13 protein-coding genes are annotated in these 11,964 nt (G+C 68.6%); 7 read left to right on the forward strand and 6 right to left on the reverse strand.

The genetic code is table 11. The annotated features are described in order from the left end of the window. Nucleotides 1-12 precede the first annotated feature (12 nt). Nucleotides 13-444: a universal stress protein gene (locus tag AC1HC7_RS05260; RefSeq protein ID WP_479496030.1), complete on the forward strand. Its 432-nt coding sequence runs from the start codon at nucleotides 13-15 to the stop codon at nucleotides 442-444. Between the two features lie 75 nt (nucleotides 445-519). Here AC1HC7_RS05260 and AC1HC7_RS05265 read toward each other — a convergent pair whose 3' ends face one another. The 5 genes from AC1HC7_RS05265 to AC1HC7_RS05285 form a co-directional block, all read right to left on the reverse strand. Next, nucleotides 520-1,827: a TRAP transporter large permease gene (locus AC1HC7_RS05265; protein ID WP_479496029.1), complete on the reverse strand. Its 1,308-nt coding sequence runs from the start codon at nucleotides 1,825-1,827 to the stop codon at nucleotides 520-522. Further along, on the reverse strand, nucleotides 1,827-2,345 hold the full coding sequence (locus AC1HC7_RS05270) for a TRAP transporter small permease (RefSeq protein WP_479498746.1): 519 nt from the start codon (nucleotides 2,343-2,345) through the stop codon (nucleotides 1,827-1,829). The genes AC1HC7_RS05265 and AC1HC7_RS05270 overlap by 1 nt, the downstream gene beginning before the upstream one ends. Before the next feature lie 142 nt (nucleotides 2,346-2,487). Further along, the gene (locus tag AC1HC7_RS05275; protein WP_479496027.1) at nucleotides 2,488-3,453 is read right to left on the reverse strand and encodes a TRAP transporter substrate-binding protein; all 966 of its coding nucleotides are present in this window, start codon (nucleotides 3,451-3,453) and stop codon (nucleotides 2,488-2,490) included. A gap of 161 nt (nucleotides 3,454-3,614) precedes the next feature. Further along, a complete protein-coding gene (locus AC1HC7_RS05280; RefSeq protein WP_479498747.1) occupies nucleotides 3,615-4,868 on the reverse strand; it encodes an NAD(P)/FAD-dependent oxidoreductase in 1,254 nt (417 codons plus the stop codon). Next, entirely contained in the window at nucleotides 4,865-6,589 is a 1,725-nt protein-coding gene (locus tag AC1HC7_RS05285) for a thiamine pyrophosphate-binding protein (RefSeq protein ID WP_479496025.1), read from the reverse strand. Before AC1HC7_RS05285 ends, AC1HC7_RS05280 begins: the two co-directional genes overlap by 4 nt. Nucleotides 6,590-6,731: 142 nt before the next feature. Between AC1HC7_RS05285 and AC1HC7_RS05290 the strand changes: the two genes are divergently transcribed. The 5 genes from AC1HC7_RS05290 (at nucleotide 6,732) to ppa (ending at nucleotide 10,397) form a co-directional block, all read left to right on the forward strand. Further along, nucleotides 6,732-7,454 (forward strand): aspartate/glutamate racemase family protein, encoded by a 723-nt coding sequence (locus AC1HC7_RS05290; RefSeq protein WP_479496024.1) that lies wholly within the window; start codon nucleotides 6,732-6,734, stop codon nucleotides 7,452-7,454. A gap of 39 nt (nucleotides 7,455-7,493) precedes the next feature. Beyond that, on the forward strand, nucleotides 7,494-8,072 hold the full coding sequence (locus tag AC1HC7_RS05295) for an HdeD family acid-resistance protein (protein ID WP_479496023.1): 579 nt from the start codon (nucleotides 7,494-7,496) through the stop codon (nucleotides 8,070-8,072). A 119-nt stretch (nucleotides 8,073-8,191) separates the two neighbouring features. Beyond that, a complete protein-coding gene (aroQ, locus tag AC1HC7_RS05300; RefSeq protein WP_479496022.1) occupies nucleotides 8,192-8,656 on the forward strand; it encodes a type II 3-dehydroquinate dehydratase in 465 nt (154 codons plus the stop codon). A gap of 118 nt (nucleotides 8,657-8,774) precedes the next feature. Then, complete coding sequence (locus tag AC1HC7_RS05305) at nucleotides 8,775-9,689, forward strand: DMT family transporter (protein WP_479496021.1); 915 nt, start codon at nucleotides 8,775-8,777, stop codon at nucleotides 9,687-9,689. Between the two features lie 168 nt (nucleotides 9,690-9,857). Continuing rightward, nucleotides 9,858-10,397 carry an inorganic diphosphatase gene (ppa, locus tag AC1HC7_RS05310; protein ID WP_479496020.1) on the forward strand — a complete coding sequence of 180 codons (540 nt, stop codon included), beginning with the start codon at nucleotides 9,858-9,860 and terminating at the stop codon, nucleotides 10,395-10,397. Between the two features lie 74 nt (nucleotides 10,398-10,471). On the opposite strand, the gene AC1HC7_RS05315 is transcribed toward ppa, so the two are convergent. Continuing rightward, nucleotides 10,472-10,915 carry a DsrE family protein gene (locus AC1HC7_RS05315; protein ID WP_479496019.1) on the reverse strand — a complete coding sequence of 148 codons (444 nt, stop codon included), beginning with the start codon at nucleotides 10,913-10,915 and terminating at the stop codon, nucleotides 10,472-10,474. A 155-nt stretch (nucleotides 10,916-11,070) separates the two neighbouring features. Here AC1HC7_RS05315 and AC1HC7_RS05320 point away from each other — a divergent pair, with 155 nt between their 5' ends. Beyond that, complete coding sequence (locus tag AC1HC7_RS05320; protein ID WP_479496018.1) at nucleotides 11,071-11,940, forward strand: ATPase; 870 nt, start codon at nucleotides 11,071-11,073, stop codon at nucleotides 11,938-11,940. Nucleotides 11,941-11,964 lie beyond the last annotated feature (24 nt).

Raw genomic sequence — 11,964 nt, forward strand, 5'->3', positions numbered from 1 at the left:
GAGAGCAAAGGCATGAACCGCGAAAAAGTGCTCATCCCCATCGATCTCGATGTGGAGGACAGCTGGCAATCGGCGTTCCCGGTGGCCCGCGACTTCGCCCGCGACTGGGGCTCGGAAATCCACGTGATGACCGTGGTGCCGAGCTTCGGCATGTCGCTGGTCGGAAGCTATTTCCCCAAGGATTTCGAGGCCACGGCGCTGGACAACGCCCGCAAGGCGCTGGACGGCATCGTGGCCGACAATTTCGCCGAGGCGCGCGGCGTCAGGACCCATGTGGCCCACGGCACCGTCTACGAGGAGATCCTCCACGCCGCCGACAAGCTGGGCATCGGCATCATCCTGATGACCTCGCACCGCCCGGAGCTGAAGGATTACCTGCTCGGCCCCAACGCCTCGCGGGTCATGCGCCATGCCAAGCAATCGGTATTCGTGGTGCGCCCCTGACGCGGGCCGGACGCCGGATCGCGAAAGGGCGGCCGCTTCCGGGGCCGCCCTTTTCTTTCGATCCGGCGTCCGGGTCTATTGACGCGCGCGCAGGTTGTCAGGCAGCCAGGTGGCAAGCTCGGGGAACATGGTCAGCACCACCACCATCACCACCATGATCGCGAACATCGGCAGCGCGGTGCGGGCGATATAGCCGATCTCGTGGCGGGTCATGCCCTGGAGCACGAACAGGTTGAAGCCGATCGGCGGGGTGATCTGGGCCATCTCCACCACCACCACGATGAAGATGCCGAACCAGATCAGGTCGATGCCGGCGTCGCGGATCATCGGCTCCACCACCGCCATGGTCAGCACCACCGATGAAATCCCGTCCAGAAACATGCCGATGACGATGTAGAACAGGGTCAGCGCCGCGATCAGTTCGAACGGCGTCAGCCCCAGCGAGGCGATCCATTCGGCCAGCGCCCGCGGCAGCCCGGTGAACCCCATGGACAGGCTCAGGAACGAGGCCCCCATCAGGATCAACGCGATCATCGCCGAGGTCCGCGTCGCCCCCATCAGGCTTTCGCGAAAGGTGTGGAAACTCAGCGACCCCTGGATCGCCGCCAGCGTCAGCGCGCCCAGCACCCCGAAGGCCGCCGCCTCGGTGGCGGTGGCGAAACCCATGTACATCGACCCGATCACCAGCAGCACCAGACAGATCACCGGCGCCAGAAACCGCGAATTGCGCAGCTTGTCGGCAAGCGGCATGCGCGGTTCGGGCGCCGGGCGCTGGCTGGGGAACAGGAAATGCCAGCCGGCGACATAGGCCATGAACATGCTCGCCAGCACCAGCCCGGGGATCACCCCGGCCATGAACAGCTGGGTGATGCTTTCATTGATGGTGACCCCGTAGACGATCAGCGTCAGCGAGGGCGGGATCATCAGCCCCAGCGTCGCCGAGCCCGCCAGCGTGCCGATGGTCATGAATTCCGGGTAGCCGCGCTTGCGCAGTTCCGGGATCGACATCTTGCCCACCGTGGTCAGCGTCGCGGCCGAAGACCCCGACACCGCCGCGAAGATCGTGCAGCCCACCACATTGGTGTGCAGCAGCCCCCCCGGCAGCCCCGCCATCCAGGGCGCCAGCCCCTTGAACATGTCCTCGGAAAGCTTTGTTCTATATAATATTTCACCCATCCATATGAACAGGGGCAGCGCCGTGAGCGTCCAGCTCGATGACGAGGTCCAGATGGTGGTGATCATCGCGTCGCCGGCGGGACGGGTGGTGAACAGGGTCATGCCGACGAAGGCCACCCCCATCAGCGCCAGCCCGACCCAGACCCCGGTGCCGAGCAGGAAGAACAGCACGAACAGGAACACGGCGGTGAGAACGAACTGGTCCATCAGTCGCGCGCCTCCTGCGGATCGGAATCGGCGATGCCCTCATGGCCGGCGAAGATGATGCGCAGCAGGTGATCCCACAGCGCCACCGCCAGCAGAACCGCGCCCGCCGACATGGCCAGTTGCGGGATCCACATGGGCGTCGCGTCCTGCCCCTGGGATATGTCATGCAGCTTGGAGGACCAGTAATTCGCCTTGATCGCGTAGCGCGCGAAATAGGTGGCGGTGATCGCGGCGACGCCAAAGCACCAGATCTCGCCGAAGCGGCGCCAGCGCCCGAGATGGCTCAGCAGCAGCGACACCCGGATATGCGCCCCGTGATTGAGCGCATAGGCCAGCGAGAAGAACGAAGCCGAGGCCATGGCGTAGCCCGCGTAATTGGTCCCGCCCGGAAACACGTTGCCGGTCCAGCGCGCCACCATCTGCGCGACGATCAGCAGCAGGATGATCAGCAGGGACAGCGCGCCGATGGCGCCTCCTGCCAGATACAGCGCGTCCAGCATGCGCCTGATCGCCTTCATGCCAGGTCTCCATTTTTGTATTTTTTCAAGTTGTTGAAGCGCGTTTTTCAGGCATTGCGCGAAGTGCGGGCGCGCCGCCCGGCAGGCGCGATGGCGGCGCGGATCGATTGTCCGCGCCGCCGGTCTCGGTCCTGCGCTCCGGCTACTGCGCCTTGTAGGCGTCGAGGATCGCCTTGCCGTCGGCGCCCGCGGCCTCGATCCACTCGGCGGCCATGGTGGCGCCGATGGCGGCCAGTTCGCCCGCCAGCTTGTCGCCCGGCGGCTGCACGGTCATGCCGTTGGCCGCCAGCTCGGTCAGATACCAGCCCGCCAGTTCCCGCGCCCGCGTGGTGCCCGCGACCATGGCCAGCATCGCCGAGGAGCGCAGGCAGTTCTGCTGCTGCGCGTCGAGCGCGTCGAACGACTCCTTGTTGGCGAACACGGTGTTGCGCGGCAGCCAGGCCTGAGCGTCGTAGAAATAGCCCAGATGCTCCCACACCTTGCGGTCATATCCGGTGGAGCCGGACGAGATGAACGCCTCGGCGACCCCGGTGGCCAGCGCCTGGCTCAGCTCCGCCGCCTCGATCTGCACCGGCAGCATCTTGGCCAGTTCGGCGAGCCGCGCGGTGGCGGCGTTGTAGGCGCGGAACTTGGTGCCGGCCATGTCGGCGACGGAATTGATTTCCTTGTTGAAATACAGCCCCTGCGGCGGCCACGGCACGGCGTAGAGATAGACCAGATTCTGATCCGCCAGCACCTTTTCCAGCGTCGGCTGCGCTGCGTTCCAAAGCTTGTCGGAGGCCTCGAAGCTCGACGCCACGAAGGGCACGGAATCGACCCCGAACAGCGGATTCTCGTTCTGATGCGCCGACAGCAGCCGCTCGCCGATCTGCGCCTGCCCGGTCTGCACCGCGCGCTTGATCTCGTTGCCCTTGAACAGCGACCCGCCGCCATGGACGGTGATGGTCAGCGACCCGCCGGTGCAGATCCCCACCGCTTCGGCGAACAGCTTGCCGTTCTGGGTGTGGTAGTTGCCGTCGGAATAGGCCATCGGCATGTCCCAGCTTTCGGCGGAGGCCGCGCCGGCGCTCAATGCCAAGGCCGAGGCGGCGATCAGAATTCTTTTCATTGGGTCTCTCCCTGTTGGTTGTCCTGTCGGTGGTTCCGTTGGCGGGGCTCTTGCGACTTCCACGCTTGGTCGAGCCGCGGGAAATGTCAATGCCGCGCGCGCCCGCCCGCCCCCTGCCCGTTCCCTCGGCCCGCGCCTCCCGGGCCCGGCATCGGCGCGGCTCAGCGATCGAAGCGGTCCACCCGGCAGGCCGATCGTTCGGCGTTGTCGCGCCGCCCTGCGGCGATCGCCGCCGCCATGCGCCCCAGGCGCGGCCCGATGGTCAGGCCCACATGCTGCGAGCCGAAGGCGAAAATCACCTTGCGCGCCCTCGGCGATTCCCCCAGCAGCGGCAGGCTGTCTGCGGTCGAGGGTCGATGCCCCATCCAGGTTTCCTCCGCGTCAAAGTCCTGTGCGGGATACAGCGCCGCCGCGCCTTTGCGCAGCAGTTCCAGCGGCGCTCGGGACGGCGGCGCCTCCAGCCCGCCGAACTCCACCACGCCGGCGCAGCGCAACCCGTCGCGCATGGGGGTGGCGACGAACTTGCCGTCGGCGACCATGTAGGGGAAGGGCGGCGTCTGCGCCGCGCCGCGCAGAACCAGATGATAGCCGCGTTCGGTCTCCATGTTCACCCGATGCCCGAGCTTTTCCGCCAGCCGCCGCGACCATACGCCAGCGGCGAGGATCACCCGATCGGCGTCCAGCGTCTCGCCCCCCGCCAGCGTCACCGCGCCCTCGGGGGATATGTCGACGACCTCGGCGCGGCGAAACGCGCCGCCCTCGCGGCGAAAATGCGCCGCCAGCGCCGCCACGTAACCGCCGGGCGAGTCGATCCAGCCGTGATCGCGAAACACCGCCGCGAAATTGAAGGCCGGCGACAGCGCCGGGTCGCGGGCGGTCAAAGCGGCGCGGTCGCGCTCCTCCCACTCGAACCCATGGGCGCGGCGCATGGCGAAGCCCCAGGATTCCTTTTCGAAATCGGCGCGGCTGCGGTAGATATAGGCGTATTCATCCGTGCCGATGAAGCGTTCCGCCCCCGTGCCCCTGGCCAGCGAGAAATGCTGCTCGACGCTGTCGCCGGTGAGATCGGCGAGCGCCGCGACGATGCGTTCGACCTCGCCCTTGCGCCCGGATTTCAGGAACGGGACCAGCCAGGGCAGCAGGCGCGGCAGGTAGGCCCAGCGCAGGAAAAGCGGCGAGCCCGGGTCCAGCAGCATCGCCGGCGCCTTCAGCAGCAGCCCCGGGACCGCCACCGGCACCACCGCGCAGCGGGCCAGGATGCCGGCGTTGCCGTATGAGGTCTGCTCCGGGTCGCCCGGTTCCACCCGGTCGACCAGCGTCACCGCCCAGCCGTCGCGGCGCAGCCATTCGGCCGCCGCCACGCCGGTGATCCCGGCCCCGACGACGATCGCGGTCTGGCCCTCGGCCCCGCTCACGCGACCCACTCGGACACCGGCGCCGCCGCATCCTGCAACGGCTGCGCGATCACATCCACCAGCGTCGGCCCGTCATGGGCGAGCGCGGCTTGCAACGCGGCGTCCAGATCGCGCGGCGCCTCGACCCGCCAGCTTTTCAGCCCGTAGGCGGCGGCGATGGCGGCGTGGTCCGCACGCGAAAAATCCACCCCGAAATACCGCCCGCCGAAGCCGGTCTTCTGCCCGGCCTTGATCCAGCCGAACACCGCGTTGGAAAACACCAGCACGGTGATCGGCAGGTCCAGCCGCACCAGCGTTTCCAGTTCGCCGACGCTCATGCCGAAGGACCCGTCGCCGGTCAGGCAGACGGTTTTCGCCCCGGGCCGTCCGATCTGCGCGCCGATCGCCGCCCCCAGCGCGTAGCCCAGGGCGCCATGGGCGCGGTTGGAGATGAAATGCCGCCCCGGCCGCGGCCAGTCGAACCAGGCCGAGACATAGGGGCACGGGGTTCCCGGATCGGCGCAGATCACGGCGTCGTCGGGCAGCAGGCGGGCCAGCGCCGCGATCACCCGCTCCGGGCGGATGGGTTTTTCGCTCGATCCCGCCAGCGGCGCGAACGCCGCGCGCCTGGCGGCTCGCGCCGTCGCCGCCTTTGCGGCGCCGCCGAAGCCGCGCGCCGCGCCCGCTGCCGTCTGCGCCCCATTCAACGCCCCATTCAAAGCCCCGTTCAAAGCCGCCAGCGCCAACCGCGCATCGCCGATCAGCGCGACCTCGGTGTCATAGCAGGCCCCGGGCACGGCCGGGTCGCTGTCGAGATGCAGGATGCGCGTCCCCGGGGCCGGGCTGCGCCAGCGTTCGGTGGTCACCGATCCGGCGCGGCAGCCGATGAAAAACACCAGATCGGCGGCGTCCGTCACCGCGCGCGTCGCCGGCACGCCGCCATTCGATCCCACGACGCCGACGCAGCAGGGATGGGCGGAGGCCAGCGCCCCCTGCCCGCTCACCGACATGCAGACCGGGATGTCGAGCGCCGAGGCGAAGGCCGCCAGCTCCGCCTCCGCCCCCGCCAGCACCACGCCGCCGCCGCAGATGATCACCGGCGCGCTTGCCGACAGCAGCGCCGCCAGCACTGCGTCGACCGCCCCCGGATCCGGCCCCGCGGGCAACGCCGGGAACCGCCCGTAGCGCGGATCGGCCCAGATTTCGGCTTCATCGACCGGGGCCTTCTGCACGTCGAAAGGCAGCGCCAGATGCGCCGCGCCCGGCCGGCCCGTGGTCATCTCGCGAAACGCCCGGCGCACCATGCGCGCCAGCAGCGCCGCGTCGCGGATCACCCCGTTCCATTTGGTGACCGGGCGGAACAGCGCCTCCTGATCCAGTTCGGTCAGCGGGTAACGCCCCGCCGAAGTCGTGGCCACGTCGGAATTGATCGCCAGCACCGGCACGGAGCTTTCGTTCGCCTCCGCCAGCCCCGGCAGGATATAGGTCGCGCCGCCGCCCGACGGCCCCTCGCACACCCCCACGCGCCCGGTCACGCGCGCATAGCCGTCGGCCATGTAGGCGGCGTGGCGTTCGTCGCGGGTCAGCACATGGGTCATGGGGTGATCGAGCCGCGCCAGCGCGTCGTAGAACGGCAGCGAGGTGTCCCCGCACAGCCCGAACACATGGCGCACCCCATGGGCGGCGAGCATCCGCACCATGGCCTCCGCGCCGTTGGAGGCGTTTCGCGCGCGCTCGCCCATCGCTTTCTCCCGCCTTGCAATGGGCGCAGGTTCCGCCGATTGTCAGGGCCTGTCAATCGGCCAGTTGACCAGTCCGCCGGGCGCGCGCGACCGGCGGGGGCGCGGCGCAGGAACGGGCACAGGAACAGGAACAGGGGCGGGCATGATCGTCGAGGGCGGAAAGTCCGTATACGGCGCCGAAATCGGCATTCTCATGCTCGAGGCCCGGTTTCCCCGCATTCCCGGCGACATGGGCAACGCCCGCAGCTGGCCGTTTCCGGTGCGCTATCGCGTGGTGCGCGGGGCCTCGCCGGATCTGGTGGTGCGCCGCGGGGCCGAGGGGCTGCTGCCGGCCTTCATCGCCGCCGGGCGCGAACTGATCGCCGATGGCTGCGCGGGCATCGCCACCAATTGCGGCTTCCTGTCGGTGTTTCAGGCGGATCTTGCGGCGGCGCTTGGGGCGCCGGTGGCCAGTTCGGCGCTGATGCAGGCGGCGATGATCGACGCCCTGCTGCCGCCGGGGCGACGGGTCGGGGTGCTGACCGTGTCCGCCGAGACCCTGAGTCCCGCCCATCTCGCCGCCGCCAACGTGCCCACGGGAACCCCGGTGGCGGGGGTCGAGACCGGGCGCGAATTCACCCGCGTGATCCTCGGCGACGAACCGCGCATGGATGTGGCGGCCGCCCGCGAGGATCTGCTGGACGCGGCGCGGGGGCTGGTCGCCAGGTCGCCGGAGGTCGGCGCGATTCTGCTGGAATGCACCAACATGACCCCCTTCGCCGCCGACATCGCCGCCGCCACGGCGCGCCCGGTGCATTCGATCCATGATTTCATCTGCTGGTTCCAGTCGGGCCTGCGCCCGGCGCGATTCCCCGCGCCGGTCTGACCGCCGCGCAGCCGGCGCAACAAAGGGAGCGACCATCCCATGAGCAATCCTCACGACGACCCCATCCCGGTCCGCGCCGGCCCCGCCGCGCGCATGGGCGCCCTTTGGTGGACATTCCTGCTGCGCGGGCTGGCCTTCGCCGCTTTCGGGCTGTTCGCGCTGCTGCGCCCGGGGGCCAGCCTGCTGGCGCTGGTCTGGATCATCGGCGCCTATCTGATCCTCGACGGGCTCGTCGGGCTGCTGGCGAGCGACAAGTCGCAGGGCGGGCGGCGCATGACCCGGGCGCTGATCGGGGTCGGCATCGGGGCGGCGGCGCTGCTGGCGCCGGGGCTGACCGAACGGGTGCTGATCGTGCTGCTGGCGCTGTGGCTGATCTGGCTCGGCGTCGATCTGTTCATCTCGGGGCGCGAGATCAGCCGCCTGACCGGCGATGACGCCACGCTGCGCAACATCGGGGCGGCGCTGACGCTGCTGGGCGCGGCGACGCTGATCTGGAACGGCGTCGGCGAGGCGCTGGTCGCCTGGCCGCTTGGCTTCTCGGCGCTCGGCGTCGGCGCGGCGCTGATCTACACGGCGCTGCTGCTGCGCCGGATCCGCAATCGGCTGACCCCGGTCTGAGCCGCATGGCGCCGGGGCCGGGCGGCCTCGCGCCGCGCGGCCGGCATATTGGACTTGCATTCGCCGCCCGCGTGGGCGTCAAGTGGCCGCGCAAGTCCGGCAATCAGGGAAGCGCGCCCATGTCCTCGCCCATGTCCATGCTCAAGATCCTCATCCTCAACGGCCCCAATCTCAACCTGCTGGGGCTGCGCGAGCCCGAGATCTACGGCGCCGACACGCTGGAGGCCATCGGCGCGCGCTGCGCCGATCAGGCGGCGCTGCTGGGGCTGGAGCTGGAGTTCCGCCAGTCCAACCACGAAGGCGCGCTGGTCGACGCCATCCACGCCGCCCGCGACGCTTGCGCCGCCATCATCATCAACGCCGGGGCCTACACCCACACATCGGTGGCGATCATGGACGCCCTGCGCGCCTTCGACGGCAAGATCATCGAATTGCACCTGTCCAACACCCACCGCCGTGAATCGTTCCGGCATCATAGCTACATCAGCTGCGTCGCCGACGGCGTGATCATGGGGTTCGGCGCGCGCGGCTACATGCTGGCGCTGGACGCGGCGGCGCAGATGCTTGAGGAGGCGGCTGCGTGAACGCCCGCCAATCCGCGCCCCTGCCCAAGCCCCTGCCCAAGCCCCGACTCAAGCCCGGACTCAAGCCCCGACCCGCACATCGCGCTTCCGCCGCGCCCCGACCCGCGCGACCTCCGGCGTGAGCGCCGCATCCGCCGTCCGCAGCGCCCGGGACAACCGCCCCGTCGCCGCGGCCGCCTGGATGTTCGGGGCGCTCAGCGGATTTTCGCTGATGGCGATCGCCGGGCGCGAGGTGGCGGCCTGGCTCGACACTTTCGAACTGATGGCCTACCGGTCGCTGATCGGGCTTGGCATCGTGCTCGCCGTCACCGCGCTGCGCCCCGACGCCGGGCCGATCCGCGCGCGCAGGCTGAAGCTGCATCTGGGGCGCAACATCGCGCATTTCTTCGGCCAGAACCTGTGGTTCTTCGCCGTCACCATGATCCCGCTGGCGCAGCTTTTCGCCTTTGAATTCACCTCGCCTCTCTGGGTGACGCTGCTGGCGCCGCTGCTGCTGGGCGAGACCATGACCCGCGCCCGGCTGATCGCCGCGGCGATCGGGTTTGCCGGCATCCTCATCGTCGCCCAGCCTGGTCACCTGGGCTTCGGGGTCGGCCAGATCGCGGCGTTGTCGGCGGCCGTGGGATTCGCCGGCACGGTGATCTTCACCAAGAAGCTGTCGCGCACCGAAAACGTGATCTCGATCCTGTTCTGGATGACCGCCATGCAGGCGGTTTTCGGCCTGGTCTTCGCCGGGATCGACGGCGACATGACCCTGCCCGACGCGCATTCGGCGCCCTGGGTCGCGCTGGTGGCGCTGTGCGGGCTGGGCGCGCATTTCTGCGTCACCAAGGCGCTTGGCTGCGCGCCGGCCTCGGTTGTCGCGCCCATGGAATTCATCCGCCTGCCGATGATCGCCATGATCGGCGTCATGCTTTACGGCGAACCGCTGGACATCGCGGTCTTCGTCGGCGCCGGGCTGGTGTTCGCGGCCAATCTGATGAATCTGCGCGCCGAGCGCCGCCGCCTGCGCACGCTTGCCTCCGAACGCTGACGCCGGCGGTCATGGGGCGGGACGGGCGCCTGGCGGCCGCGTCGCCCCGGCGGCGTGAAAAGCCTTTTACGCGGCGCCGCAGCATGCTAAGGGCGCCGCAGTATCCCCGCCTTTCGCGCCGCCCCCGTGACGAGCATCCGGCCGGCGCCTATTCATGCAGGAGCAGCCATGAACATCGACGCCATTCCCGCCGGCAAGAACCCGCCTTCCGACATCAACGTGGTGATCGAGATCACCGGCGGCGCCGGCGGCGGCGCGCCGGTCAAATACGAGATCGACAAGGATTCGGGCGCGGTGTTCGTGGATCGCATCGTCAACACGCCGATGTTCTACCCCTGCAATTACGGCTTCGTGCCCAACACCCTGCATGACGACGGCGACCCCACCGACGTGCTGGTGCTGTGCGATTTCGACCTCGCGCCGGGGGTCGTCATCCGCTGCCGCCCCGTGGGCGTGCTGAAGATGGAGGACGACGGCGGCATGGATGACAAGCTCATCGCCGTGCCGGTGGAAAAGGTCGATCCGTTCCAGGCCCATATCCAGGACCTGACCGACGTGCCCGCCAAGACCCGCGACCGCATCAAGCATTTCTTCGAACACTACAAGGATCTCGAGGAAGGCAAATGGGTGAAGGTCATCGGCTGGGGCGACAAGGCCGAGGCCGAATCCATCCTGCAGGTCTCGGTGGACCGCATCGCCAACAAATAGGGCGGCGCCTTGGCGATGGCGACAGCCCGGCGGCGCCCCCGCCGGGCTGTCGTCGTTTCAGGCCGGCGGCGCGATCAGGGCCGGATGTAGGCGTAGCCCTGCATCTGCAGCTCCACCAGCTGCACCACGCCGGAGGGCACCTGCACCGCCTCGTCGATCAGTTCGACCGGCTTGCCGGATTTCTCGCTCATGCGCCGCATGGTGTTGCCGCAGGCGGCGAAGGTCAGGTTCTCGTTTTCCAGCGACATGGCGGCGATGCGGGCGGCGACCGGGCTGGTGTCGGCGCGCAGCATGTGCAGGCCGGGGCCGTAGGCGACGATCTGGATCTCCACCTCGCGGCCCTGCGCCTCGTAGTATCTGGTGACGTTGGCGGCGTTGTTGAGCGCCATGTTCATGCGCTTGGGGTCGTTGTCATCCACATGGATGGCGATGCGCACGGGAGGCTTTTCCTCGGCGCCCAGCGGCGCGGCGGACAGCAGCATGAGCGCGACGAGCGCCCCGGCGAGACAGCGAAGCATGATTTCTCTCCTGTTCCGTTGTTCCAATGAACGAATGCAGTGTCGCGCCACAAGTTGCGTCTGGCAACTCACGCCATGCGGCGCGCCCCCATGGCGGCTTTTCTTTCCGCCCGCGACCGATTAGGGATTCGGTCCTGACCATCGCGAGGCCGCACATGCTTTACGATTCCCCGCAATCCTGGCTTGAGGCGCCGCGCAAATCCGTGGCGCTGATCGGCATGTCCGGCGTCGGCAAGACCCGCATATCGGCGATGATGCGCGAACAGGGCGACTGGTTCCATTACTCGGTGGATTACCGCATCGGCACGCGCTACCTGGGCGAACGCATCACCGACGATTTCAAGCGCGAGGCGATGAAGAACCCGGTGCTGCGCAAGCTGCTGCGCACGGATTCGATCCGCATCAAGTCCAAGCTCAGCTTTCACAACCTCACGCCGCTGTCGCTGTGGCTGGGCAAGCCCGGCGATCCGGCGCGCGGCGGCGTGCCCATCGACGACTACATCCAGCGCCAGCGCCTGCATCGCGAGGCCGAGATCGACGCCACGCTGGATGCGCGCCGGTTTTCCCGACTGGCGCGGGACCTGTATGATTTCACGCATTTCATCTGCGACACTTCGGGGTCGATCTGCGAGGTGGTCGATCCCTCGGATCGCCACGATCCGGTGATGAGCGCGCTGGCGAGCACGGTTCTGCCGGTCTATATCCGCGGCGACGACGCGCATGAGGCGGCGCTGAAGGCGCGATTCGATCTGGCCCCGAAACCGATCTACTATGCCGAATCCATGTTGGCGCAGGGCTGGGCCGAATATCTCGCCACCCATGACGTGGCCCCCGACAAGGTCGATCCCGACGCCTTCATCCGCTGGGGCTTCGCGCGCCAGATCGCCCATCGCCGGCCGCTCTACCAGGCCATGGCCGACATGTGGGGCGTCACCGTCGAGGCCGAAGACATCGCCGCCGTGGAAATCGAGGCCGATTTCATCGCGCTGATCGCCGCGGCGCTGGCGCGGCGATTCGCGACATGAAGAAAGTCGCGCAAGTCAGGGAAT

The sequence above is a fragment of the Oceanicella sp. genome, from assembly GCF_056449545.1.